This is a genomic window from Nocardioides proteolyticus, from assembly GCF_051280635.3.
GTDB lineage: Bacteria > Actinomycetota > Actinomycetes > Propionibacteriales > Nocardioidaceae > Nocardioides.
This window is the reverse complement of record NZ_JBNBPO030000021.1, coordinates 14,519-36,674: the sequence shown is the minus strand read 5'-3', so window position 1 is coordinate 36,674 and position 22,156 is coordinate 14,519. Positions and strand designations below refer to the sequence as shown.

General features: G+C 69.8%; 33 protein-coding genes. All 33 read left to right on the top strand.

Annotated features, from left to right (window positions below; translation table 11 throughout):
* Positions 1-4 precede the first annotated feature (4 nt).
* The 33 genes from rplD to rplQ all read left to right on the top strand — a co-directional run bounded on the left by rplD (position 5) and on the right by rplQ (position 22,075).
* A complete protein-coding gene (gene rplD, locus ACPOLA_RS13435) occupies positions 5-667 on the top strand; it encodes a 50S ribosomal protein L4 (protein ID WP_435770945.1) in 663 nt (220 codons plus the stop codon).
* Positions 664-969, top strand: coding sequence for a 50S ribosomal protein L23 (gene rplW, locus ACPOLA_RS13430; RefSeq protein ID WP_435770944.1), 306 nt, complete (start codon positions 664-666; stop codon positions 967-969). Before rplD ends, rplW begins: the two co-directional genes overlap by 4 nt.
* Positions 970-995: 26 nt before the next feature.
* Positions 996-1,832, top strand: a complete 837-nt coding sequence (gene rplB / locus ACPOLA_RS13425) for a 50S ribosomal protein L2 (RefSeq protein ID WP_435770943.1) — start codon at positions 996-998, stop codon at positions 1,830-1,832.
* A 5-nt stretch (positions 1,833-1,837) separates the two neighbouring features.
* Positions 1,838-2,119, top strand: a complete 282-nt coding sequence (gene rpsS / locus ACPOLA_RS13420; RefSeq protein ID WP_435770942.1) for a 30S ribosomal protein S19 — start codon at positions 1,838-1,840, stop codon at positions 2,117-2,119.
* Positions 2,116-2,547 (top strand): 50S ribosomal protein L22, encoded by a 432-nt coding sequence (gene rplV, locus ACPOLA_RS13415; RefSeq protein WP_435770941.1) that lies wholly within the window; start codon positions 2,116-2,118, stop codon positions 2,545-2,547. The genes rpsS and rplV overlap by 4 nt, the downstream gene beginning before the upstream one ends.
* Positions 2,547-3,386 carry a 30S ribosomal protein S3 gene (gene rpsC, locus ACPOLA_RS13410; protein ID WP_435770940.1) on the top strand — a complete coding sequence of 280 codons (840 nt, stop codon included), beginning with the start codon at positions 2,547-2,549 and terminating at the stop codon, positions 3,384-3,386. The genes rplV and rpsC overlap by 1 nt, the downstream gene beginning before the upstream one ends.
* Before the next feature lie 3 nt (positions 3,387-3,389).
* Positions 3,390-3,809, top strand: coding sequence for a 50S ribosomal protein L16 (rplP, locus tag ACPOLA_RS13405; RefSeq protein ID WP_435770939.1), 420 nt, complete (start codon positions 3,390-3,392; stop codon positions 3,807-3,809).
* On the top strand, positions 3,809-4,048 hold the full coding sequence (gene rpmC / locus ACPOLA_RS13400) for a 50S ribosomal protein L29 (RefSeq protein ID WP_435770938.1): 240 nt from the start codon (positions 3,809-3,811) through the stop codon (positions 4,046-4,048). Before rplP ends, rpmC begins: the two co-directional genes overlap by 1 nt.
* Positions 4,048-4,326 (top strand): 30S ribosomal protein S17, encoded by a 279-nt coding sequence (gene rpsQ / locus ACPOLA_RS13395; RefSeq protein ID WP_435770937.1) that lies wholly within the window; start codon positions 4,048-4,050, stop codon positions 4,324-4,326. Before rpmC ends, rpsQ begins: the two co-directional genes overlap by 1 nt.
* 80 nt (positions 4,327-4,406) lie before the next feature.
* On the top strand, positions 4,407-4,775 hold the full coding sequence (gene rplN, locus ACPOLA_RS13390; protein WP_011757324.1) for a 50S ribosomal protein L14: 369 nt from the start codon (positions 4,407-4,409) through the stop codon (positions 4,773-4,775).
* Positions 4,775-5,170, top strand: coding sequence for a 50S ribosomal protein L24 (rplX, locus tag ACPOLA_RS13385; protein WP_435770936.1), 396 nt, complete (start codon positions 4,775-4,777; stop codon positions 5,168-5,170). The genes rplN and rplX overlap by 1 nt, the downstream gene beginning before the upstream one ends.
* 2 nt (positions 5,171-5,172) lie before the next feature.
* Positions 5,173-5,751, top strand: a complete 579-nt coding sequence (gene rplE, locus ACPOLA_RS13380; RefSeq protein WP_435770935.1) for a 50S ribosomal protein L5 — start codon at positions 5,173-5,175, stop codon at positions 5,749-5,751.
* An 11-nt stretch (positions 5,752-5,762) separates the two neighbouring features.
* Positions 5,763-5,948: a type Z 30S ribosomal protein S14 gene (locus ACPOLA_RS13375; RefSeq protein ID WP_028636399.1), complete on the top strand. Its 186-nt coding sequence runs from the start codon at positions 5,763-5,765 to the stop codon at positions 5,946-5,948.
* Between the two features lie 84 nt (positions 5,949-6,032).
* Positions 6,033-6,437, top strand: a complete 405-nt coding sequence (rpsH, locus tag ACPOLA_RS13370) for a 30S ribosomal protein S8 (RefSeq protein ID WP_435770934.1) — start codon at positions 6,033-6,035, stop codon at positions 6,435-6,437.
* A gap of 20 nt (positions 6,438-6,457) precedes the next feature.
* Complete coding sequence (gene rplF / locus ACPOLA_RS13365) at positions 6,458-7,009, top strand: 50S ribosomal protein L6 (RefSeq protein WP_435770933.1); 552 nt, start codon at positions 6,458-6,460, stop codon at positions 7,007-7,009.
* A 2-nt stretch (positions 7,010-7,011) separates the two neighbouring features.
* The gene (gene rplR / locus ACPOLA_RS13360; protein ID WP_435770932.1) at positions 7,012-7,395 is read left to right on the top strand and encodes a 50S ribosomal protein L18; all 384 of its coding nucleotides are present in this window, start codon (positions 7,012-7,014) and stop codon (positions 7,393-7,395) included.
* 26 nt (positions 7,396-7,421) lie between these two features.
* Positions 7,422-8,060: a 30S ribosomal protein S5 gene (rpsE, locus tag ACPOLA_RS13355; RefSeq protein ID WP_435770931.1), complete on the top strand. Its 639-nt coding sequence runs from the start codon at positions 7,422-7,424 to the stop codon at positions 8,058-8,060.
* On the top strand, positions 8,060-8,248 hold the full coding sequence (gene rpmD / locus ACPOLA_RS13350; RefSeq protein ID WP_179727414.1) for a 50S ribosomal protein L30: 189 nt from the start codon (positions 8,060-8,062) through the stop codon (positions 8,246-8,248). The genes rpsE and rpmD overlap by 1 nt, the downstream gene beginning before the upstream one ends.
* Positions 8,249-8,250: 2 nt before the next feature.
* The gene (rplO, locus tag ACPOLA_RS13345; protein ID WP_435770930.1) at positions 8,251-8,691 is read left to right on the top strand and encodes a 50S ribosomal protein L15; all 441 of its coding nucleotides are present in this window, start codon (positions 8,251-8,253) and stop codon (positions 8,689-8,691) included.
* Between the two features lie 212 nt (positions 8,692-8,903).
* Positions 8,904-10,208, top strand: coding sequence for a preprotein translocase subunit SecY (gene secY, locus ACPOLA_RS13340; protein ID WP_435770929.1), 1,305 nt, complete (start codon positions 8,904-8,906; stop codon positions 10,206-10,208).
* A gap of 4 nt (positions 10,209-10,212) precedes the next feature.
* Entirely contained in the window at positions 10,213-10,788 is a 576-nt protein-coding gene (locus ACPOLA_RS13335) for an adenylate kinase (RefSeq protein ID WP_435770928.1), read from the top strand.
* A gap of 19 nt (positions 10,789-10,807) precedes the next feature.
* Positions 10,808-11,641, top strand: coding sequence for a type I methionyl aminopeptidase (gene map / locus ACPOLA_RS13330; RefSeq protein WP_435770927.1), 834 nt, complete (start codon positions 10,808-10,810; stop codon positions 11,639-11,641).
* Positions 11,642-11,651: 10 nt separating this feature from the next.
* Complete coding sequence (locus tag ACPOLA_RS13325) at positions 11,652-12,794, top strand: isochorismate synthase (RefSeq protein ID WP_435770926.1); 1,143 nt, start codon at positions 11,652-11,654, stop codon at positions 12,792-12,794.
* A gap of 210 nt (positions 12,795-13,004) precedes the next feature.
* A complete protein-coding gene (locus tag ACPOLA_RS13320) occupies positions 13,005-14,048 on the top strand; it encodes a TerC family protein (RefSeq protein WP_435770925.1) in 1,044 nt (347 codons plus the stop codon).
* A gap of 117 nt (positions 14,049-14,165) precedes the next feature.
* Positions 14,166-16,679, top strand: a complete 2,514-nt coding sequence (locus tag ACPOLA_RS13315; protein WP_435770924.1) for an FHA domain-containing protein — start codon at positions 14,166-14,168, stop codon at positions 16,677-16,679.
* Positions 16,680-16,715: 36 nt separating this feature from the next.
* The gene (locus ACPOLA_RS13310) at positions 16,716-17,765 is read left to right on the top strand and encodes an LLM class flavin-dependent oxidoreductase (RefSeq protein ID WP_435770923.1); all 1,050 of its coding nucleotides are present in this window, start codon (positions 16,716-16,718) and stop codon (positions 17,763-17,765) included.
* A 168-nt stretch (positions 17,766-17,933) separates the two neighbouring features.
* Entirely contained in the window at positions 17,934-18,155 is a 222-nt protein-coding gene (gene infA / locus ACPOLA_RS13305; protein ID WP_028656368.1) for a translation initiation factor IF-1, read from the top strand.
* 42 nt (positions 18,156-18,197) lie between these two features.
* Positions 18,198-18,311, top strand: a complete 114-nt coding sequence (gene rpmJ / locus ACPOLA_RS13300; protein WP_004008316.1) for a 50S ribosomal protein L36 — start codon at positions 18,198-18,200, stop codon at positions 18,309-18,311.
* Positions 18,312-18,582: 271 nt separating this feature from the next.
* Positions 18,583-18,957 carry a 30S ribosomal protein S13 gene (rpsM, locus tag ACPOLA_RS13295; RefSeq protein ID WP_435770922.1) on the top strand — a complete coding sequence of 125 codons (375 nt, stop codon included), beginning with the start codon at positions 18,583-18,585 and terminating at the stop codon, positions 18,955-18,957.
* Positions 18,958-19,012: 55 nt separating this feature from the next.
* Complete coding sequence (gene rpsK, locus ACPOLA_RS13290; protein WP_038681087.1) at positions 19,013-19,414, top strand: 30S ribosomal protein S11; 402 nt, start codon at positions 19,013-19,015, stop codon at positions 19,412-19,414.
* A 32-nt stretch (positions 19,415-19,446) separates the two neighbouring features.
* Positions 19,447-20,055 (top strand): 30S ribosomal protein S4, encoded by a 609-nt coding sequence (gene rpsD / locus ACPOLA_RS13285; protein ID WP_435770921.1) that lies wholly within the window; start codon positions 19,447-19,449, stop codon positions 20,053-20,055.
* A 139-nt stretch (positions 20,056-20,194) separates the two neighbouring features.
* The gene (locus tag ACPOLA_RS13280) at positions 20,195-21,214 is read left to right on the top strand and encodes a DNA-directed RNA polymerase subunit alpha (protein WP_435770920.1); all 1,020 of its coding nucleotides are present in this window, start codon (positions 20,195-20,197) and stop codon (positions 21,212-21,214) included.
* 249 nt (positions 21,215-21,463) lie between these two features.
* Entirely contained in the window at positions 21,464-22,075 is a 612-nt protein-coding gene (gene rplQ / locus ACPOLA_RS13275; protein ID WP_435770919.1) for a 50S ribosomal protein L17, read from the top strand.
* Positions 22,076-22,156 lie beyond the last annotated feature (81 nt).

The window sequence follows — 22,156 nt, the reverse complement described above, 5'->3', positions numbered from 1 at the left end:
CGCCATGGCTAACAAGGTTTCCATCGACCTCCCCGCCGAGATCTTCGACGTCGAGGTCAACGTCCCGCTGATCCACCAGGTCGTGGTCGCCCAGCAGGCGGCCGCGCGCCAGGGCACGCACGCCACCAAGACCCGCGGCGAGGTCCGCGGCGGTGGCCGCAAGCCCTACAAGCAGAAGGGCACCGGCCGCGCCCGTCAGGGCTCGACCCGGGCGCCGCAGTTCGCCGGTGGTGGCACCGTCCACGGCCCGCAGCCGCGCGACTACAGCCAGCGCACCCCCAAGAAGATGAAGGCGGCCGCACTGCGGGGCGCCCTCTCCGACCGGGCGCGCAACGGCCGCATCCACGTGGTCGACGGCCTCGTCTCCGGTGACAAGCCGTCGACGAAGTCGGCGCTGGCCGCCCTGTTCGGCCTGGTCGCCGACCGCCGCAAGTTCCTCGTCGTGCTCGAGCGCGCCGACTCGCTCACCTGGCTCTCGCTGCGCAACGCGCCCGAGGTGCACATCGTGGCTGTCGACCAGCTCAACACCTACGACGTGCTGGCGAGCGACGACGTGGTCTTCAGCAAGGCCGCCTTCGACGTGTTCGTGTCCGGCGGCTCCGCCGAGGCCGCGCCGAAGGCCAAGAGCACCAAGGCCGCCGAGGCCGCCGAGGAGGGTGACGCGTGAGCACGCTGCACAAGGACCACCGCGACGTCCTGATCGCGCCGGTCGTGTCGGAGAAGAGCTACAGCCTCCTCGACGCGAACAAGTACACGTTCCTGGTGCGCCCGGACGCCAACAAGACCGAGATCAAGATCGCGGTCGAGAAGGTCTTCGGCGTCAAGGTCACCTCGGTGAACACCCTCAACCGGCCGGGCAAGACCCGACGGACCCGCCACGGCATCGGCAAGCGCAAGGACACCAAGCGCGCGATCGTCAGCCTGGCCGAGGGCCACCGCATCGACATCTTCGGAGGTCCGGTCTCCTGACCGGGCGCGCAAAGGACTGAAGAGACATGGCTATCCGCAAGTACAAGCCGACCACCCCGGGCCGTCGCGGCTCGTCGGTGGCCGACTTCGCCGAGATCACCCGGACCACTCCGGAGAAGTCGCTGACCCGGCCGCTGCCCAAGAAGGGCGGCCGCAACAACCAGGGCCGGATCACCACCCGGCACCAGGGTGGCGGTCACAAGCGCGCCTACCGCGTCATCGACTTCCGTCGCTACGACAAGGACGGCGTGCCGGCCAAGGTCGCGCACATCGAGTACGACCCCAACCGCACCGCTCGGATCGCGCTGCTGCACTACGCCGACGGCGAGAAGCGCTACATCATCGCGCCGAAGGACCTGGCGCAGGGCTCGCGCGTCGAGTCCGGCGTGGGTGCCGACATCAAGCCGGGCAACAACCTGCCGCTGCGCAACATCCCCGTCGGCACCACGATCCACTGCGTCGAGCTCCGTCCCGGCGGCGGCGCCAAGCTGGCCCGCTCGGCCGGCAACAGCGCGCAGCTGGTCGCCCGTGAGGGCTCGCGCGCCACGCTGCGGCTGCCGTCCGGCGAGATGCGCTTCGTCGACGTGCGCTGCCGCGCCACCGTCGGCGAGGTCGGCAACGCCGAGCAGTCGAACATCAACTGGGGCAAGGCCGGCCGGATGCGGTGGAAGGGCAAGCGTCCGACCGTCCGCGGTGTGGTCATGAACCCGGTCGACCACCCGCACGGTGGTGGCGAGGGCAAGACCTCCGGTGGACGCCACCCGGTCTCCCCGTGGGGCAAGCCCGAGGGCCGCACGCGCAAGCGCAAGGCCAGCGACAGCCAGATCATCCGTCGCCGCAAGTCCGGCAAGGGTAGGAAGTAACTGATATGCCTCGCAGCCTGAAGAAGGGCCCCTTCGTCGACGACCACCTGATGAAGAAGGTGGACGCCGAGAACGACAAGGGCACGCACAACGTCATCAAGACCTGGTCGCGCCGCTCGATGATCGTCCCGGCGATGATCGGCCACACGATCGCCGTCCACGACGGTCGCAAGCACGTGCCGGTGTTCATCTCCGACTCGATGGTGGGCCACAAGCTGGGCGAGTTCGCCCCGACCCGCACCTACCGCGGGCACGTGAAGGAAGACCGGAAGGGACGTCGTCGATGACCACCACTGACCGCCGGCGCACCAGCGCCCGCCGCGAGTCGCTGCTGGGTGACGCCCCCGGCGCCTTCGCGAGTGCCCGCTTCCAGCGGATCACCCCGATGAAGGCGCGCCGCGTCGTCGACCTGGTCCGCGGCCTGCCCGTGGGCGAGGCGCTGACGCTGCTGCAGTTCGCCCCGCAGTCCGCCGCGCAGACCGTCTACAAGGTCGTCGAGAGCGCCGTGGCGAACGCCGAGACCACCGAGGGCCTGTCCGCAGGCGACCTCGTGGTCTCCGTCGCGCGGGTCGACGAGGGCCCCACGATGAAGCGGTGGCGTCCGCGTGCGCAGGGCCGGGCAACCCGGATCAACAAGCGCACCAGCCACATCACCATCGCGGTCCAGCCGGCCGACGTCGTCGACGCCGCCGCGAAGAACAGGAAGGCCAAGTAATGGGTCAGAAGATCAACCCGAACGGCTTCCGTCTCGGCATCTCGACCGACCACAAGTCGCGTTGGTACGCCGACAAGCTGTACAAGTCCTACGTCGGCGAGGACGTCGCGATCCGCAAGCTGCTCAGCAAGGGCATGGAGCGGGCCGGCATCGCCAAGGTGGAGATCGAGCGCACCCGCGACCGGGTCCGCGTCGACATCCACACCGCCCGGCCGGGCATCGTGATCGGCCGGCGTGGCGCCGAGGCCGACCGCATCCGCAGCGAGCTCGAGAAGCTGACGGGCAAGCAGGTCCAGCTGAACATCCTCGAGGTCAAGAACCCCGAGATCGACGCGCAGCTGGTCGCCCAGGGCGTCGCCGAGCAGCTCTCGGGCCGGGTGCAGTTCCGGCGCGCCATGCGCAAGGCGATGCAGACCTCGATGCGCTCCGGAGCCAAGGGCATCCGGATCCAGTGCTCGGGCCGCCTCAACGGCGCCGAGATGTCGCGCACCGAGTTCTACCGCGAGGGTCGCGTCCCGCTGCACACCCTCCGTGCCGACATCGACTACGGCTTCTACGAGGCCCGCACGACCTTCGGCCGGATCGGCGTGAAGGTCTGGATCTACAAGGGCGAGGTCGCCGGCACCCGGGCCGAGCGGCAGGCCCAGGCCGCTGCCCGCGCCGGTGTCCCCGGCCGCGGCGGTCGTCCCAGCCGTGGCGGTGACCGTCCCACGCGCGGTTCGCGCGGTGACCGTCCGACCCGCGCCGACCGTGGTGCCGACGCGCCTGCTGTCACCGAGGCTCCGGCCGGCGGCGACACGGCGCAGGCCACCACTCCGGCAGAGACCCAGGAGGGCTGAGCCATGTTGATGCCGCGTCGCGTCAAGCACCGCAAGCAGCACCACCCGAAGCGTCGGGGTGCTGCCAAGGGTGGCACCACGCTCGCGTTCGGTGAGTTCGGGATCCAGGCGATCGAGGGTCACTACGTGACCAACCGGCAGATCGAGTCGGCCCGTATCGCCATGACCCGGCACATCAAGCGTGGCGGGAAGGTGTGGATCAACATCTACCCCGACCGCCCGCTGACCAAGAAGCCGGCCGAGACCCGGATGGGCTCGGGCAAGGGCTCGCCGGAGTGGTGGGTCGCCAACGTCAAGCCCGGTCGCGTCATGTTCGAGCTGTCCGGTGTGCCGGAGGACGTCGCCCGCGAGGCGATGCGCCGAGCCATCCACAAGCTGCCCATGAAGTGCCGCTTCATCACCCGAGAGGCCGGTGAGTTCTGATGGCCAACGCCACGCGCGCTCACGAACTGGATGAGCTGAACGACGTCGACCTCGAGGCCAAGCTGCGCGAGGCCAAGGAGGAGCTGTTCAACCTGCGGTTCCAGGCGGCCACCGGCCAGCTGGAGAGCCACGGCCGGCTCCGCACGGTCAAGAAGGACATCGCCCGGATCTACACCGTGGTCCGTGAGCGCGAGCTCGGGATCCGTACGGCCCCGGGCGCCGAGGAGAGTGAGAAGTGATGGCCGAGCAGACTGAGGCGAAGGTCGAGCGCAACACCCGCAAGACCCGCGAGGGGCTCGTGGTCAGCGACAAGATGGACAAGACCGTGGTCGTGTCCGTCGAGGACCGCGTCAAGCACGCCCTCTACGGCAAGGTCATGCGGCGCAACACCCGCCTGAAGGCGCACGACGAGAACAACGACTGCGGCGTCGGCGACCGTGTCCTCATCATGGAGACCCGCCCGCTGTCGGCCACCAAGCGCTGGCGCGTGGTGGAGATCCTCGAGCGCGCGAAGTAGTTCATTCGAAGTTCGGCCAGGCTCGTCAGCCGCAGATCGGCTGAGCTGGCGAGAACCGGCACGACAACCAGGAGAAACTGATGATTCAGCAGGAGTCGCGACTCAAGGTCGCCGACAACACCGGGGCGAAGGAGATCCTCTGCATCCGCGTGCTCGGCGGCTCCGGTCGCCGCTACGCCGGGATCGGGGACGTCATCGTCGCCACCGTGAAGGACGCCATCCCCGGCGGCAACGTCAAGAAGGGTGACGTCGTCAAGGCCGTCGTCGTGCGCACCGTCAAGGAGCGCCGCCGGCCGGACGGCTCCTACATCCGGTTCGACGAGAACGCCGCCGTGATCCTGAAGAACGACGGCGAGCCGCGCGGCACGCGCATCTTCGGCCCCGTCGGCCGCGAGCTGCGCGAGAAGAAGTTCATGAAGATCATCTCGCTCGCGCCGGAGGTGCTGTGATGGCTGCCCAGAAGAAGTCCGAGCAGGGGCGCAAGAAGCCCAACCTGCACGTGAAGAAGGGCGACACCGTCAAGGTCATCGCCGGCAAGGACAAGGGCGCCGAGGGCAAGATCATCAAGGTGCTCCGCGAGGAGCAGCGGGTGATCGTCGAGGGCGTCAACCGCATCAAGAAGCACACCAAGGTCGTCGACCAGGGCGGTCGCGCCGGCAACACCGGCGGGATCATCACGACCGAGGCCCCGATCCACGTGTCCAACGTGATGCTGGTCGAGGGTGACGGCGTGACCAAGGTCGGTCACAAGCGGGTCGAGGTGACCAAGCGTCGCCCCGACGGCTCCGAGTACTCCTCGACGCGCAGCGTCCGCATCTCCCGCAAGACCGGGAAGGAGATCTAGAAGTGTCCGAGAGCACCGTAGACGTGGCCGAGAAGGTCACCCCCCGGCTCAAGACGAAGTACCGCGAGGAGATCCTCCCGGCGCTGAGGTCCGAGTTCGAGATCGCCAACGTCATGCAGGTCCCCGGCCTGACCAAGATCGTGGTCAACATGGGCGTCGGCGAGGCGGCTCGCGACTCCAAGCTGATCGAGGGCGCGATCCGCGACCTCACCGCGATCACCGGCCAGAAGCCGGCCGTGACCAAGGCCCGCAAGTCGATCGCCCAGTTCAAGCTGCGTGAGGGTATGCCGATCGGCGCGCACGTCACCCTCCGCGGCGACCGGATGTGGGAGTTCCTCGACCGGCTGCTGTCGCTGGCGCTGCCCCGGATCCGCGACTTCCGCGGCCTCTCGCCGCGGCAGTTCGACGGCCGCGGCAACTACACCTTCGGTCTGACCGAGCAGGTCATGTTCCACGAGATCGACCAGGACAAGGTCGACCGGCAGCGGGGCATGGACATCACCATCGTCACCACGGCGACCAACGACGAGCAGGGACGCGCGCTGCTGAAGCAGCTCGGCTTCCCGTTCGCGGAGCGGTAAGGAGAACACACATGGCGAAGACAGCGCTCAGGGTCAAGGCCGCCCGCAAGCCCAAGTTCGCAGTCCGTGGCTACACCCGCTGCCAGCGGTGCGGTCGCCCGAAGGCGGTCTACCGCAAGTTCGGCCTGTGCCGGATCTGCCTGCGGGAGATGGCGCACCGCGGCGAGCTGCCCGGCGTCACCAAGTCCTCCTGGTGACCCAGGCCCTCAACCACAAGTGACAACCGCTGAAGGTCCGTTCGCCGGTGAGCGGCCGGAAACCACAGCAGAAGGAAACACATCATGACGATGACTGACCCGATCGCAGACATGCTGACACGTCTGCGCAACGCCAACCAGGCGTACCACGACGCGGTGACCATGCCCTACAGCAAGCTGAAGGAAGGCGTCGCGGAGATCCTCAAGCAGGAGGGCTACATCACCTCCTACAGCGTGGCCGACAACGAGAACGGCGTCGGCAAGCTGCTGACCATCACGCTCAAGTACGGCCGCAACCGCGAGCGCTCGATCGCCGGCGTCCGCCGCATCAGCAAGCCGGGCCTGCGCGTCTACGCCAAGCACACCGGTCTGCCGAAGGTGCTCGGCGGCCTCGGCGTCGCGATCATCTCGACGAGCCAGGGTCTGCTGACCGACCGTCAGGCCAACCAGAAGGGCGTGGGTGGGGAAGTCCTCGCCTACGTCTGGTGACAAGGGAAGGAGAGAGAAGAATGTCGCGCATCGGCAAGCTCCCCGTCCCGGTCCCCGCGGGCGTCGACGTCCAGATCGACGGAGCCACCGTCACGGTCAAGGGGCCCAAGGGCACCCTCAGCCACACCGTCGTCCCCCCGATCACCGTCGAGCGAAACGAAGAGGGCGGCTCTGTTGTCTTGGACGTCAAGCGCCCCGACGACGAGCGGGTGTCCAAGTCGCTCCACGGCCTGTCCCGGACGCTGATCAACAACATGGTCGTCGGCGTCACCGACGGCTACGAGAAGAAGCTCGAGATCGTGGGCGTCGGCTACCGGGTCCTGTCCAAGGGCCCCACGCAGCTGGAGTTCCAGCTCGGCTACTCGCACCCGATCATCTTCGACGCGCCGGAGGGCATCACCTTCGCCGTGGAGGGCCCCACCAAGCTGGGCGTCCAGGGCATCGACAAGCAGCTGGTCGGCGAGGTCGCCGCCAACATCCGCAAGCTCCGCAAGCCCGAGCCCTACAAGGGCAAGGGCGTCCGGTACGCCGGCGAGCACGTCCGCCGCAAGGTCGGAAAGGCTGGTAAGTGACCATGGCGATCACGCTCAAGCACAAGCGCAACCTCTCGGCCCGGGCGCAGTCCAAGCTGCGTCGCCAGGTCCGCGGGCGCAAGAAGATCTCCGGCACCGCCGAGCGCCCGCGCCTGGTGGTCACCCGGTCGTCGAAGCACATCACCGCCCAGGTCGTCGACGACCTGGTCGGCAAGACCCTGGTGTCGGCCTCGACCCTCGAGGGCGAGCTCCGCTCGTTCGAGGGCGACAAGACCGCCAAGGCCAAGAAGGTCGGCGAGCTCGTCGCCGCCCGCGCCAAGGAGAACGGCGTGGAGTCGGTCGTCTTCGACCGGTCCGGCAACAAGTATCACGGTCGCATCGCGGCCCTGGCTGATGGCGCCCGCGAGGGCGGCCTGACCTTCTGAGACGCGAACAGGACTGAGGAGAGATCATGAGCGGACCCCAGCGCGGACAGCGTTCGGGCGGCGACCGCGGCCAGCGCGGTCGTGACGACCGCCGCGGCGGCGCCGACAAGAACCAGTACGTCGAGCGCGTCGTCGCCATCAACCGCGTCGCCAAGGTCGTGAAGGGCGGTCGTCGCTTCAGCTTCACCGCCCTCGTGGTCGTCGGTGACGGCGACGGCCTGGTCGGCGTCGGCTACGGCAAGGCCAAGGAGGTGCCGGCGGCGATCGCCAAGGGCGTCGAGGAGGCGAAGAAGAACTTCTTCCGCGTCCCGCGCGTCCAGGGCACCATCCCGCACCCCGTCCAGGGCGAGAAGGCCGCCGGCGTGGTGTTCCTGCGCCCGGCCGCGCCCGGTACCGGTGTGATCGCCGGTGGTCCGGTGCGCGCCGTGCTGGAGTGCGCCGGCATCCACGACGTGCTCAGCAAGTCGCTGGGCTCGTCCAACCAGATCAACATCGTGCACGCGACCGTCGCGGCGCTCCAGATGCTGGAGCAGCCCGAGTCGGTGGCCGCCCGTCGCGGTCTGCCGGTCGAGCACGTCGCCCCGGCGGCGCTGCTCAAGGCCAAGGCCGAGGGCGAGGCCGCTGCGACCGCTGCCAAGAGCGGCTCCGAGGCGGTGTCCGTCTGATGGCGCAGCTGAAGGTGCAGCAGACCAAGTCGAAGATCGGCGCGAAGGCCAACCAGCGCGAGACCCTGCGCAGCCTCGGCCTCAAGCGGATCGGCGACGTCGTGATCAAGGAGGACCGTCCCGAGATCCGGGGCATGGTCCACACCGTCCGTCACCTGGTGACGGTCGAGGTCGTCGGAGGCGAGTGACAATGACGCTGAAGCTCCACCACCTGCGCCCCGCCCCGGGCGCCAAGACCGCCAAGACCCGCGTGGGTCGCGGTGAGGGCTCCAAGGGCAAGACCGCCGGTCGTGGCACCAAGGGCACCAAGGCCCGCTACCAGGTGCCCGCCGCGTTCGAGGGTGGCCAGATGCCGGTGCACATGCGGCTGCCGAAGCTCAAGGGCTTCCGCAACCCGTTCAAGGTGACCTACCAGGTCGTCAACCTCGACCGGATCAGCGCGCTGTTCCCCGAGGGTGGCGACGTCACCCCGGAGACGCTCGTCGCCCGCGGCGCCGTGCGCAAGGGCGAGCCGGTCAAGGTGCTCGGCCAGGGTGAGATCACGGTCAAGGTCGCGGTGAGCGCGAACGCGTTCTCGGCGTCTGCCAAGGAGAAGATCGAGGGCGCCGGCGGGACCGTCACGGTCCTGTGAGTGCCTGAGGGGAGGGGCGCGGCGGCCGGCAGCAGCCGGCGGCCGCGCCCCTCACTGCTCCGAGCACTTCGTCACCGTCGGTGAGGGAGCGCCTGTTAGGCTTCCGGCGGCCGCTGGCCGGTAACATCCAATGTCCGGACGGACCCGCCCGCGACGGGGGGCCACGGGGCGGAGCCCCGTGTGTGCGGCCATCAGTAGGAAAGAGGATCTGAGTGCTCAGCGCGTTCGCGAACGCCTTCCGGACTCCGGACCTGCGGCGCAAGCTGCTGTTCGTCCTGATGATCATCGTCATCTTCCGGGCCGGCTCGCAGATCCCCGCCCCCGGCGTGCACGTCTCCAACGTGGAGCGCTGCCTGGACATCGCCCGCGACGGCGAGAACGCCGACCTGTACAGCCTGGTCAACCTCTTCTCCGGTGGCGCGCTGCTGCAGCTGACCGTGTTCGCGCTGGGGATCATGCCCTACATCACCGCGAGCATCATCCTGCAGCTGCTGGTCGTGGTGATCCCGCGGCTGGAGGCCCTCAAGAAGGAGGGCCAGGCCGGGCAGACCAAGATCACCCAGTACACCCGGTACCTCACGCTCGGCCTCGCCGTCCTGCAGGCGACCGGCATCGTCGCCCTGGCCCGCACCGGCAACCTGCTGCAGGGTTGCAACGAGCCACTGCTGCACAGCGACGACACCAAGACCTTCCTGATCCTCGTGGTCACGATGACCGCGGGCACCGCGGTGATCATGTGGCTCGGTGAGCTGATCACCGAGCGCGGCATCGGCAACGGCATGTCGATCCTGATCTTCACCCAGGTCGTCGCGACGTTCCCGGCGGCGCTGTGGGAGGTCCGGATCAAGCAGGGCTGGTGGACGTTCGCCATCGTGGTTGCCATCGGTCTGGTGATCGTCGCGGCCGTCATCTTCATCGAGCAGGCCCAGCGCCGGATCCCCGTGCAGTACGCGCGCCGGATGGTCGGCCGCAAGATGTTCGGCGGCAGCTCGACCTACATCCCGCTGAAGGTCAACCAGGCCGGCATCATCCCGGTCATCTTCGCCTCGTCGCTGCTCTACCTGCCGGCGATGGCGGTGCAGTTCAACCAGAACGACCCCAACCGGGTGATCCGCTGGGTCAACGAGTACCTCGTCGACCAGGGCCACCCGCTGCACATGGCGACGTACTTCGCGCTGATCATCTTCTTCACCTACTTCTACGTGTCGATCACCTTCAACCCGCAAGAGGTGTCCGACAACATGAAGAAGTACGGCGGCTTCATCCCCGGGATCCGGGCGGGCAAGCCGACCCAGGACTACCTGTCCTACGTCCTGTCCCGCATCACGCTGCCGGGCGCTCTCTACCTCGGTGTGATCTCGCTCGTGCCGCTGATCGCGTTCGTGCTGATCGAGGCCAACCAGAACTTCCCGTTCGGCGGCACGTCCATCCTGATCATGGTGGGCGTCGCGCTCGACACGGTGAAGCAGATCGAGAGCCAGCTCCAGCAGCGCAACTACGAAGGATTCCTGCGGTAGCGCAATGCGTCTTCTCATCATGGGCCCTCCGGGAGCTGGCAAGGGCACCCAGGCCAAGGCGGTCGCCGACCACTTCGGCATCCCGGCGATCTCGACCGGTGACATCTTCCGAGCCAACGTCGCCGAGGGCACGCCGCTGGGCGTCGAGGCCAAGCGCTACATGGACGCCGGGGAGTACGTCCCCGACGAGGTCACCAACGACATGGTGCGCAACCGGCTCGCGGAGCCCGACGCCCAGCCGGGCTTCCTCCTCGACGGCTATCCCCGGACCCTCGCGCAGGTCGAGGAGCTCGACGACATGGTGGCCAACACCGGTCACCGGATCGACGCGGTGCTGGTCCTCACCGTCGACAAGGAGGCCGTGGTCGGACGGCTCCTGAAGCGTGCCGAGACCGAGGGCCGCGCCGACGACACCGAGGACGTCATCCGCCGTCGCCTGGAGGTCTACGCCGAGGAGACCGAGCCGCTGATCAAGGTGTACGACGCCCGCGGGCTCGTCGTCGAGGTCGACGGCATGGGTGAGATCGACGAGGTGCAGCAGCGGATCTTCGCCGCCCTCGACGCCGTCCCGCAGTCCTGACGGCCGCCAGGTCAGCGGCTTGTTCGGCGGCCATCGGCTCGAGGTCAAGAGCCCGGAGCAGGTGCGCGCCATGCGCACGGCGGGGCTCGTGGTGGGCCGCACCCTCGAGCGGCTGCGCACCGCGGTGCGTCCGGGTGTGACGACCGCGGAGCTGGACCGGCTGGCGGAGCAGAGCATCCGCGACCAGGGCGGCGTGCCGTCCTTCCTCGGCTACGGCGAGCCGCCGTTCCCCGCCACGATCTGCGTGTCCGTCGACGACGAGGTGATCCACGGCATTCCCGGCTCTAGGGTGCTCGCCGAGGGCGACGTGGTGTCGATCGACTGCGGCGCGGTCGTCGACGGCTGGCACGGCGACGCCGCGATCACAGTGCCGGTCGGTGCGGTGCGGGCGGAGGTCGCCGAGCTGCTGCGCGTCACCGAGGAGGCCCTGTGGCGCGGGCTGGCCGCCGCCCGGATCGGGGCGCGGGTCGGCGACATCTCACACGCCATCGAGTCCTACCTCGACAGCCAGGCCGGTGACCGGGCGTGGGGGATCGTGGACGGCTACACCGGGCACGGCATCGGCACCGCGCTGCACATGGACCCCGACGTGCCCAACTACGGCCGGCCCGGTCGCGGGCCCCGGCTGCGGCCCGGCCTGGCGCTCGCGGTCGAGCCGATGGTCACCCTCGGCAGCGGGGAGACCCGGGTGGCCGCGGACGAGTGGACGGTGGTGAGCGCCGACGGCTCGTGGGGCGCGCACTTCGAGCACACCTTCGCGCTGACCGCCGACGGCGCGTGGGTCCTCACCGCCGAGGACGGAGGCCGGGCCCGCCTGGAGCAGCTCGGGGTGCCGTACGGCGGCGAGGACTAGGCTGGTGCGCATGGCGCGGGACCCGATCACCCCGGCAGCCCTGGCGGCCCGGCCGCTGCTCTTCGCCTCCGGCAAGGAGGCGTACGTCGCCAGCCAGGTGCTCCGCACCTGGGAGACCCCCGACGGTGCCGACCCGGCCTGGGCCGAGGACGTTGTGGGCGCGCTGGGCCCGGGGGAGCGGGCCCTGGTGGCCCTCTCGTTCGCGCCGGGGGCGCCCGGGCTGGCGCACCAGGTCGTCGGCTCCGAGCACGCGCTGGAGCGGCCCGCCGACTCCGGCGACGCGACCGACCGCCGCTACCACGTCACCGAGTTCCCGACCGCCGCCGACTACGCCGCGATGGTCGAGACCGCCCTCGCCCGGATCGAGGACGGCACGATCCGCAAGGTGGTGCTCGGGCGGTGTCTCGACGTGGTGAGCGAGCCGCCGCTGGCGCCGGCCGAGGTCATCGACCGGCTGCTGGCGACCCGCCCGGGGCGCTACGTCTTCAGCGTGCCGCTCCCGCCGGGCGAGGGTCAGCCCGACGACGACGGACCGGTCCTCCTCGGAGCCAGCCCGGAGCTGCTGGTGCGGCGGCGCGGCGACCAGATCACCTGCACGCCGCTGGCCGGCTCGTCGCCCCGCTCCGACGACGCCGACGAGGACGCCCGCCGCGCCGACGCCCTGCGCCGCTCGGCGAAGGACCTCGCCGAGCACGCGTTCGTCGTGGACGCCATCGTGCACGCGCTCAAGCAGGTGTGCGTCGAGGTGGAGCATCCCGCGACTCCCGAGCTGCTCGCCACCGACACGGTGTGGCACCTGGCCTCGCCGATCCGCGCCCGGCTCGCCGCGGGCGAGACCGGTCTCACCGCGCTCCGCCTGGCCCAGCTGCTCCACCCGACCCCCGCCGTCGGCGGGGTCCCCACGGCCGCCGCCAACGAGGTGATCGCCGACCTCGAGGGCGACCTGCGCGCCTACTTCGCCGGCTGTGTCGGCTGGGTCGACGCGTCCGGGGACGGCGAGTTCGCGGTCACCATCCGGGCCGCCGTCATCGACGGCTCCCGGCTGCGGCTGTTCGCGGGCGCCGGGATCGTCGCCGGCTCGGACCCGGCGGCGGAGGTCCGCGAGACCGGCGCCAAGCTGGCGACCATGGCCCGGGTCACCGGCCTGCCCTGAGACCGGATTGGGACGGCGCTGCGCCACGTGGAAGGATGCAGGCACCAGAGGGGAGTACTCCTTCGCTGCGGGATCGTCACCACGACCGGACGCTGACGTCCGGTCCGGTCCCGCAGGTCGCCGGCCCGGTGCGGACGGCGGCGGAAGAGACCTCGGGCGATCATCCGACCGCTCCTCCAGGACCCCACTGAAAGGCTTTGCCCTGTGGACGTGACCACCCTCGAATGGGCCATCACCATCGCGGCGACCATCGGCGTGCTGCTGTTCGACGTCATCGTCATCGCGCGCGACCCGCACGAGCCGACGATGAAGGAGTGCGCCATCGCGCTCTGCTTCTACGTCGGCGCCGCCCTGGCGTTCGGCCTCTTCGTCCTGCTCCACCACGGCACGTCGTACGGCGTGGAGTTCTACACCGGCTGGCTGACGGAGTACTCGCTGTCGATCGACAACCTCTTCGTCTTCATCGTGCTGATGGCGGCCCTCAAGGTGCCCCGGAAGTACCAGCAGGAGGCGCTGCTCGTCGGCATCGTCCTGGCGCTGATCTTCCGCGGCATCTTCATCGCCCTCGGCTACGCGCTGATCGAGAACTTCAGCTGGGTCTTCTACATCTTCGGCGCGTTCCTGGTCTACACGGCCGTGAAGCTCGTGAAGTCCTACGGCAGCCACGAGGACGAGCACCCCGAGGACAACGCCGTCGTCACGTTCGCCCGGCGGCACATGCGGGTCGGCGAGGCCTACCACGGCCTGAAGCTCTGGTACCACGAGAACGGCGTCCGCTTCGTCTCGCCGATGGTGATCGTGATCATCGCGCTCGGCGTCACCGACATCCTCTTCGCGCTGGACTCGATCCCCGCGATCTTCGGCATCACCCAGGAGCCCTACCTGGTCTTCACGGCCAACGTGTTCGCGCTGATGGGCCTGCGCCAGCTGTACTTCCTCCTCGGAGGGCTGCTGAAGAAGCTCGTCTACCTCTCGCTGGGCCTCGCGTTCATCCTGGCCTTCATCGGCGTGAAGCTGTTCCTGCACGCGCTGCACGTCAACGAGCTGTCGTTCATCAACGACGGCGAGCACGTCTCGGCGGCGCCGGAGATCTCCTCGCTGTTCAGCCTCGCGGTCATCATCGTCACGCTGGTCGTCACCGCGGTGGCGAGCCTGTGGCGGTCGAGCAAGGGCGCGAAGGCGCACGTGCCCGAGGAGGTCGAGGAGTCGGCGATCGCCGAGCCCGACGACACTCCCGGCCCCGACTGGCGCTGAGCGCCAGCGCCCGCCGGGCGCCCGGGCCGGCCCTCGTCGGACTGGCGCCCGCCGGGCCGGCGATCCACTAGGGTTCGGTGACGTCAGGCTGCTCCCCGAACCATCGACGAGGAACCCGTGGACCGCATCCAGGTGCAGTGGGCCGGGAACACCCGGACCTTCGACGGCCCGCGGGTGGTCATCGGCAGGGAGCTGGACTGCGACGTGCCGGTCGCCGACGCCCGGGCCTCCCGCCACCACGCGTTCCTCCAGGTCGAGGACGGCGGCTGGGTGGTCGTCGACGCCAGCAGCAACGGCACCTACGTCGCCGGCCAGCGGATCACCCGGCTCCCGCTGACCGGCGGGCCGGTGAGCCTCCATCTCGGGGGTCCGGTCGGCGAGCCGGTCGTGGTGAGCGTGGTCGCCGCCCGGCAGCCCGCACCACCGCCGTACCAGCCGCCGGCCCAGCAGGGCTCCTCCTCGCGCCCGGTGCCCCCGCAGGCGTCCCAGCAGGCTTCCCAGCAGCCGCAGCCGGCCCCTCAACCTCCCAAGCCTTCCCCGGCCGGCGAGTTCTGGAAGCAGCTCCCGCCACCCCAGCTGCCCGCCGGGGCCGACGCCCAGGACGCCTGGCGGCCGGCCGGCGTGGTGCCGCCCGGCCAGCTGCCCCACGGCCACTCCATCGTGCTGCCCCAGCAGGTGCAGGCCGGCCGGACGCTGACCATCGGGCGCGACCACGCCAACGACATCGTGCTCGACGACCCGCTCGTGAGCCGGCACCACGCGCGCCTCGAGCCGCCGGCGGCGGGCAACCCGGCGGTGCTGCACGACCTCGGCTCGTTCAACGGGACGTTCGTCGACGGGCGCCGCCTCGACGGCGCGACCGCGCTGCCGGTGGGCGCGGAGGTGATCTTCGGCAACCAGACCTTCCGCTGGGACGGCCAGCAGCTCGTGGCCTCGGCGACGACCCACGAGTTCACGCTGTACGCCGACGGCCTGACCCAGGTCGTGGCGGGCGGCAAGCGGCTGATCGAGAACGTCTCCTTCCAGCTCGCCCCGCGCAGCCTGACCGCCGTCATCGGCCCGTCGGGCGCCGGGAAGTCGACGCTGCTGGGTGCGCTGACCGGGCTGCGGCCGGCGAGCCACGGCCGCGTCATCTGGCAGGGCCACGACCTCTACCAGCACTACGACCAGCTGCGCTTCCAGATCGGCCTGGTGCCGCAGCAGGACATCCTGCACCCGCAGCTGAAGGTGAGGCAGGGCCTGCGGTTCGCCGCCCAGCTGCGGCTGCCGCCCGACACCACCGCGCAGGAGTGGGATGCGCGGGTGCACCACGTGGCCCACCAACTCCAGCTCGGGGAGCGGCTCGACAACCGGATCGGCACGCAGCTCTCCGGCGGCCAGCGCAAGCGGGTGTCGATCGCCACCGAGCTGCTGACCGCGCCGCCGCTGCTCTTCCTCGACGAGCCCACCTCCGGCCTCGACCCGGGCCTGGACCTCGAGGTCATGAAGCAGCTGCGCGGTCTCGCCGACGACGGCCGCGTCGTCATGGTGGTCACCCACTCGGTGCTCGCGCTCGACGTCTGCGACAACGTGCTGGTGCTGGCTCCGGGCGGCCGGATCGCCTACTTCGGCCCGCCGAGCGGCGTCCTCGCCCACTTCGGCAAGGCCAGCTACCCCGAGGTCTTCGACCTGCTCGACGAGCCCGACCTGTGGCAGCGGATCCCTGTGCCGCAGCACTCGGTGGACACCTCGTCGGTCGCGCGGCACTCCCACGCGGCCGCCGTACCGGCGCCGCCGCGGCAGTCGGTGGGCCGCCAGCTCTCGACGCTGGTCAAGCGCAACCTCGCCGTGGTGCTCGCCGACAGGCTGCTGCTCGGCATGCTGCTCCTCCTGCCGCTGGTCCTCGGTGGCCTGAGCCGTCTGGTGCCCGGCAGCAACGGGCTGTCCCTCGACGAGTCCCGCCGCGAGACGACCCTGCCCGACGGCACGGTCGTGGAGAACTTCGCGACCGGGGAGGCGTCGCAGCGGCTGATCGTGCTGATCGTCGCGGCCTGCCTGATGGGCACGGCGCTCGCGATCCGCGAGCTGGTGGGGGAGCGGCCGATCTTCCGGCGGGAGTACGCCGTGGGGCTGTCCCCCGGCGTCTACTTCACCAGCAAGGTGCTCGTCCTGGGCACCGCCGCCTTCGTGCAGGGCCTCGTGGTGACGTTCCTGGCCACCGTCGGCCTGCCCGGCGCCGACGGCGACCTCGGCACCGTCCGGGTCGCGGTCGCCATCGCAGCCCTGGCCTTCACGATGGTGGTGGTCGGCCTGGCGCTGTCCGCCCTCGTCACCAGCACCGAGCAGACGATGCCGGCGCTGGTCGGCCTGGTGATGCTCCAGCTGGTGCTGTCCGGCGCGCTCTTCGAGATCGCCGGCCGGCCGGTGCTCGAGCAGGTCGCCTGGCTCTCGCCGTCGCGGTGGGCCTACGCCGCCTCGGCCTCCGCGATGGACCTGGTGCGCGAGACGCAGGGCACCGACAAGGAGGACTGGATCGCGCTGGGCGGCGGGTTCCACTACCTGATGGACCTCTTCGTCCTCGGCGTGCTGTGCCTCGCGGCGTTCGCCGTGGGGCTGCTGCTCGTCCGGCGCAGCGCCACCGCCGACGACTGAGGGAATGCCAGGGCCTGCTGCGGCCTTGGACCAGGGATGACCTCCCTCGCCCTCTCCGTCCTCGACCTCGTCCCGGTGCGCACCGACCAGACCACCTCCGACGCGGTCGCCGCCTCGCTCGACCTCGCCCGCACGGCCGACCGGCTCGGCTACCGCCGCTACTGGCTGGCCGAGCACCACAACATGCCGGCCGTGGCGGCGACCAACCCGCCGGTGCTGATCGGGCTCGTGGCGGGAGCGACGGAGCGGATCCGGGTCGGCTCGGGCGGGGTGATGCTGCCCAACCACGCGCCGCTGGTGGTGGCGGAGCAGTTCGCGCTCCTGGAGGCGGCGTTCCCCGGGCGGATCGACCTCGGCATCGGCCGGGCACCCGGCACCGACCCGGTCACCAGCTGGGCGCTGCGCCACGGCGCCGGCGGCGTCAGCGACGAGGCGGTGTCCCGCTTCCCGGAGTACGTCGACAACGTGCTGGCGATGATGGAGCCGGGCGGCGTCGGGCTGGCCCTGCGGGGGAGCACGCACGTCCTCAAGGCCACGCCGGCCGCGCGCTCGGTGCCCGAGATCTGGCTGCTCGGCTCCTCGGACTACTCCGCGCGACTCGCGGCGGAGAAGGGGATGCCCTACGTCTTCGCCCACCACTTCTCCGGGTCCGGCACCCAGGAGGCGATCGAGCTCTACCGCTCCTCGTTCCAGCCGTCGCCGGAGCTGGCGGAGCCGCGCACCTTCCTCACCGTGAACGCGTCGGTCGCGCCGACCGCGGAGGAGGCCGAGCGGCAGGCGCTCCCACAGCTGCTCCAGATGGTCGCGCTGCGCACCGGCCAGCCGCTCGCGCCGCAGCTGCTGGTCGAGGAGGCGGAGAAGGTCGTCGCCGAGGGCCTCCCCGAGGCCCATCGCAGCCTGGTCGACGCCATGCGCCGGCGGTGGGTGATCGGCGACCCGGCCGCGGCCCGCGCGGAGATCGGGTCGCTCGCGGCGTCGTACGCCGTCGACGAGGTGATGGTCAACCCGGTCGGCGGCGCCGCGGCGGGCGCCGACCCGCGCACCGCGCCGGCGCGGGAGCAGACGCTGACCCTGCTGGCGGGCTGACTCGCGGATTGGGAGTTCGGAACCGGCCGCCTATAGACTGGCGTGTCGGTCCAACGTGGGTTTCGTGTGTGGTGCACGACCCGACGAGGTCCACCGGCTGTCGCGCGTGCGGCGCCGGAGGTTCCCGGGCCACCGGTAGGCAACCCGTTCCCGAGCAGATTGTGAGACATGGCCAAGAAGGAAGGCGTCATCGAGATGGAGGGCTCCGTCGTGGAGGCCCTTCCCAACGCCATGTTCCGTGTCGAGCTGAGCAACGGCCACAAGGTCCTCGCTCACATCAGCGGCAAGATGCGCCAGCACTACATCCGGATTCTCCCCGAGGACCGCGTGGTGGTGGAGCTCTCGCCGTACGACCTCTCCCGCGGCCGGATCGTCTACCGCTATAAGTGAGCCGCCCGGCTCACTTCCCGCCACTAGCAAGAAAGGGCTGACATGAAGGTCAACCCGAGCGTCAAGCCGATCTGTGACAAGTGCAAGGTGATCCGTCGCCACGGCCGCGTCATGGTGATCTGCGAGAACCCGCGCCACAAGCAACGGCAGGGCTGAGGAGCGCAGCGGAGGTACGCCGAGCGCCAGCGAGGTGTGCCGGAGCGAAGCACCGCAGGCCCTGGCGAGATGAACACCGCCGGGACCGGGCAGAAGGTTGATCAACCCGAAGCCCAACAGCACCACCACAACTGAACACCACACCACGTGATCGCTTAGCCGCAGCACCACCCGCGGCGAACCACCTCCGGAACGGATGGCCGGAGCTGGGACCAGACGTCCCGGACGCATCACGACCACACCACCGTGAACCGCAAGGAGACAGCCAGACATGGCACGCCTCGTCGGAGTCGACCTTCCGCGCGACAAGCGCATCGAGATCGCTCTTACCTACATCTACGGCATCGGCCGTACCCGCGCCCAGCAGCTGCTGGCCGCCACCGGGGTCAGCCCCGACCTCCGCGTCCACGAGCTGGGCGACGAGGAGCTGGTCAAGCTCCGTGACGAGATCGAAGCCAACTTCAAGATCGAGGGTGACCTCCGTCGTGAGGTCCAGGCCGACATCCGTCGCAAGATCGAGATCGGCAGCTACCAGGGTCGCCGCCACCGCATGGGCCTTCCGGTCCGCGGTCAGCGCACCAAGACCAACGCGCGCACCCGCAAGGGCCCCAAGCGCACGGTTGCCGGCAAGAAGAAGGCCAAGTGATCTGAGCCGCCGGCTCGACACTGCCTCACGACCAGCTTTCCCAAGGAGATAACGCATGCCTCCCAAGGCTCGCGCGGGCGCCAAGAAGGTCCGCCGCAAGGAGAAGAAGAACGTCGCTCAGGGCGAGGCCCACATCAAGAGCACGTTCAACAACACGATCGTCACGATCACCGACCCCACCGGGGCCGTGATCTCGTGGGCCTCTGCCGGCACCGTCGGCTTCAAGGGCTCCCGCAAGTCCACCCCGTACGCCGCTCAGATGGCCGCCGAGGCCGCCGGCCGTCGGGCGATGGAGCACGGCATGAAGAAGATCGACGTCTTCGTCAAGGGCCCGGGTTCGGGTCGCGAGACGGCGATCCGCTCGCTGGGTGCGATCGGCCTCGAGGTCGGCACCATCCAGGACGTGACCCCCGCCCCGCACAACGGCTGCCGCCCGCCCAAGCGCCGCCGCGTCTGAGCCCGGATTTGCAGCGAAGGAGTCTTTGAACCATGGCCCGTTACACCGGACCTCTCACCAAGAAGTCCCGCCGCCTCGGCGTCGACCTGGTCGGCGGCGACGCCGCGTTCGAGAAGCGCCCCTATCCTCCCGGCCAGCACGGCCGCGCGCGGATCAAGGAGAGCGAGTACCGCAACCAGCTGCAGGAGAAGCAGAAGGCCCGCTTCACCTACGGCGTGATGGAGAAGCAGTTCCACCGGTACTACGTGGAGGCTGCGCGTCGCCAGGGCAAGACCGGTGACAACCTGCTCCAGCTCCTCGAGTGCCGCCTCGACAACGTCGTCTACCGCGCCGGCTTCGCCCGCACCCGCCGGCACGCCCGCCAGCTGGTGACCCACGGCCACTTCCTGGTCAACGGTCGCAAGGTCGACATCCCGTCCTACCAGGTGGCGCAGTACGACATCATCGACGTGCGCGAGAAGTCGCTGGAGATGACGCCCTTCATCGTGGCTCGCGAGACCCACGGCGAGCGGGTCGTCCCGGCCTGGCTCGAGGCGCTGCCGTCCCGGATGCGGATCCTGGTCCACTCGCTCCCCGTGCGCGAGCAGATCGACATCCCCGTCCAGGAGCAGCTCATCGTCGAGTTCTACTCGAAGAAGTAAACGGTCGGGGGGCTGTGCGCCCCCCGACTGCCCCCCGCTGGGGGCCGCCCCTCAGGCCCCGGCGGACGCAGTTCTCTTCTCCATTCCGCACCACGTCTGGGTCCTCATATAGCGGTCGGCCCGGAAAGGAACGAAACAAGTGCTCATCGCACAGCGCCCCACCCTGTCGGAGGAGACCGTCGACCAGTTCCGGTCGCGCTTCGTCATCGAGCCGCTCGAGCCCGGCTTCGGCTACACGCTCGGCAACTCGCTGCGTCGTACCCTCCTCTCCTCGATCCCCGGTGCCGCCGTCACCAGCATCAAGATCGACGGCGTCCTCCACGAGTTCTCGACCATCGAGGGCGTCAAGCAGGACGTCACCGAGATCATCCTGAACCTCAAGGGCCTCGTCGTGTCCTCCGAGCACGACGAGCCGGTCACCATGTACCTCCGCAAGTCCGGCGCGGGTGACGTCACCGCCGCCGACATCGCGCCGCCCGCCGGCGTCGAGGTGCACAACCCCGACCTGAAGATCGCCACCCTCTCCGACAACGGCAAGCTCGAGCTCGAGCTCGTCGTCGAGCGCGGCCGCGGCTACGTCTCCGCCGTGCAGAACAAGGGCGCGGACAACGAGATCGGCCGGATCCCGGTCGACTCGATCTACAGCCCGGTCCTGAAGGTGACCTACAAGGTCGAGGCCACCCGCGTCGAGCAGCGCACCGACTTCGACAAGCTGGTCATCGACGTCGAGACCAAGCCGTCGATCCTGCCGCGCGACGCCATCGCGTCGGCCGGCAAGACGCTGGTCGAGCTCTTCGGCCTGGCCCGCGAGCTCAACGTCGAGGCCGAGGGCATCGACATCGGCCCCTCGCCGGTCGACGAGCAGCTCGCCGCCGACCTGGCGCTGCCGGTCGAGGACCTCCAGCTGACCGTCCGGTCCTACAACTGCCTCAAGCGCGAGGGCATCCACACCGTGGGTGAGCTCATCAGCCGCTCGGAGCAGGACCTGCTCGACATCCGCAACTTCGGCGCGAAGTCGATCGACGAGGTCAAGGCCAAGCTCCACGAGATGGGCCTGTCCCTCAAGGACAGCGCTCCGGGCTTCGACCCCTCCGCCGCCCTCGCCAACTACAGCGAGGACGACGAGGACGAGTCGTTCGTCGAGGACGAGCAGTTCTGAGTTGATCTGCCCGAGCGTGTCTTCGGTGCATAGGGGGGCAGCAAGCTGCCCGCCGGCACCTCCCGACACGCTGCCGGGCCGCGGTTGGCCCTCGTAGGTCCAGCCTCGGTCCGGCGGCAAGACAAGCAGCACCACCGCAGCACCACCGCAGCATCACCGCAGCACCCTTCATCTGACAACTCCGGTACCTGACACGGCCGGACCCAGCACCCGGTACCTCGTACGGCCGGGCAGGAAAGCGAGAGAGAAATGCCGAAGCCCAAGAAGGGTCCCCGCCACGGCGGGAGCGCCGCCCACCAGCGGCTCATCCTGTCCAACCTCGCCACCGCGCTCTTCGAGCACGGCCGGATCACGACCACCGAGGCCAAGGCCCGCACCCTGCGGCCGTACGCCGAGAAGCTGATCACCAAGGCGAAGAAGGCACACCTGGGTGAGAACCCGCTGCACCAGCGTCGCGAGGTGCTCAAGGTCATCCGCGACAAGGGCGTCGTGCACACGCTGTTCGCGGAGATCGGCCCCACCTTCGCCGAGCGTCCCGGCGGCTACACCCGGATCACCAAGATCGGTCCGCGCCAGGGCGACAACGCGCCCATGGCCGTGATCGAGCTGGTGACCGAGGACTACAAGCCGTCGGCGCCCAAGACGAAGCCCGCCGCCGAGCCGGCGCCCGCGGAGTCCGCGGCCCCGGCCGAGGTCACCAAGGCCGCCGAGGACGCGCCGGCCGAGGTCGAGGCGCCCAACGAGGCCGGCGACACCGAGGTGCTCTCCACCGAGGCCACCGACGTCGAGACCGCCGAGGGCGAGTCGAACGCCGACGAGGCGCAGTCCGCCGAGGACGCCGAGGGCACCGACAAGGCCTGAGGTCGACGCTCGTCCGGAGGCCCGTCACCCGCGAGGGTGGCGGGCCTTCGCCGTTTCGGGTCCGTGGGGCTGCGGTCCGTA

Bases quoted from the DNA above. Each gene is read 5' to 3' on its own strand.
- rpsK (WP_038681087.1), top strand. From the start codon at position 19,013: ATGCCTCCCAAGGCTCGCGCGGGCGCCAAGAAGGTCCGCCGCAAGGAG.
- rpsC (WP_435770940.1), top strand. From the start codon at position 2,547: ATGGGTCAGAAGATCAACCCGAACGGCTTCCGTCTCGGCATCTCGACC.
- ACPOLA_RS13325 (WP_435770926.1), top strand. From the start codon at position 11,652: ATGGCGCGGGACCCGATCACCCCGGCAGCCCTGGCGGCCCGGCCGCTG.
- rplQ (WP_435770919.1), top strand. From the start codon at position 21,464: ATGCCGAAGCCCAAGAAGGGTCCCCGCCACGGCGGGAGCGCCGCCCAC.
- ACPOLA_RS13375 (WP_028636399.1), top strand. From the start codon at position 5,763: ATGGCGAAGACAGCGCTCAGGGTCAAGGCCGCCCGCAAGCCCAAGTTC.
- rpmD (WP_179727414.1), top strand. From the start codon at position 8,060: ATGGCGCAGCTGAAGGTGCAGCAGACCAAGTCGAAGATCGGCGCGAAG.
- infA (WP_028656368.1), top strand. From the start codon at position 17,934: ATGGCCAAGAAGGAAGGCGTCATCGAGATGGAGGGCTCCGTCGTGGAG.
- rplD (WP_435770945.1), top strand. From the start codon at position 5: ATGGCTAACAAGGTTTCCATCGACCTCCCCGCCGAGATCTTCGACGTC.
- rplX (WP_435770936.1), top strand. From the start codon at position 4,775: ATGGCTGCCCAGAAGAAGTCCGAGCAGGGGCGCAAGAAGCCCAACCTG.
- rpmC (WP_435770938.1), top strand. From the start codon at position 3,809: ATGGCCAACGCCACGCGCGCTCACGAACTGGATGAGCTGAACGACGTC.
- rplN (WP_011757324.1), top strand. From the start codon at position 4,407: ATGATTCAGCAGGAGTCGCGACTCAAGGTCGCCGACAACACCGGGGCG.
- ACPOLA_RS13310 (WP_435770923.1), top strand. From the start codon at position 16,716: ATGACCTCCCTCGCCCTCTCCGTCCTCGACCTCGTCCCGGTGCGCACC.
- rplR (WP_435770932.1), top strand. From the start codon at position 7,012: ATGGCGATCACGCTCAAGCACAAGCGCAACCTCTCGGCCCGGGCGCAG.
- rplB (WP_435770943.1), top strand. From the start codon at position 996: ATGGCTATCCGCAAGTACAAGCCGACCACCCCGGGCCGTCGCGGCTCG.
- rpsM (WP_435770922.1), top strand. From the start codon at position 18,583: ATGGCACGCCTCGTCGGAGTCGACCTTCCGCGCGACAAGCGCATCGAG.
- rpmJ (WP_004008316.1), top strand. From the start codon at position 18,198: ATGAAGGTCAACCCGAGCGTCAAGCCGATCTGTGACAAGTGCAAGGTG.
- rpsD (WP_435770921.1), top strand. From the start codon at position 19,447: ATGGCCCGTTACACCGGACCTCTCACCAAGAAGTCCCGCCGCCTCGGC.
- rplO (WP_435770930.1), top strand. From the start codon at position 8,251: ATGACGCTGAAGCTCCACCACCTGCGCCCCGCCCCGGGCGCCAAGACC.
- rplV (WP_435770941.1), top strand. From the start codon at position 2,116: ATGACCACCACTGACCGCCGGCGCACCAGCGCCCGCCGCGAGTCGCTG.
- rpsH (WP_435770934.1), top strand. From the start codon at position 6,033: ATGACGATGACTGACCCGATCGCAGACATGCTGACACGTCTGCGCAAC.
- rpsE (WP_435770931.1), top strand. From the start codon at position 7,422: ATGAGCGGACCCCAGCGCGGACAGCGTTCGGGCGGCGACCGCGGCCAG.
- rplF (WP_435770933.1), top strand. From the start codon at position 6,458: ATGTCGCGCATCGGCAAGCTCCCCGTCCCGGTCCCCGCGGGCGTCGAC.
- ACPOLA_RS13335 (WP_435770928.1), top strand. From the start codon at position 10,213: ATGCGTCTTCTCATCATGGGCCCTCCGGGAGCTGGCAAGGGCACCCAG.
- rplP (WP_435770939.1), top strand. From the start codon at position 3,390: ATGTTGATGCCGCGTCGCGTCAAGCACCGCAAGCAGCACCACCCGAAG.
- rpsQ (WP_435770937.1), top strand. From the start codon at position 4,048: ATGGCCGAGCAGACTGAGGCGAAGGTCGAGCGCAACACCCGCAAGACC.
- rpsS (WP_435770942.1), top strand. From the start codon at position 1,838: ATGCCTCGCAGCCTGAAGAAGGGCCCCTTCGTCGACGACCACCTGATG.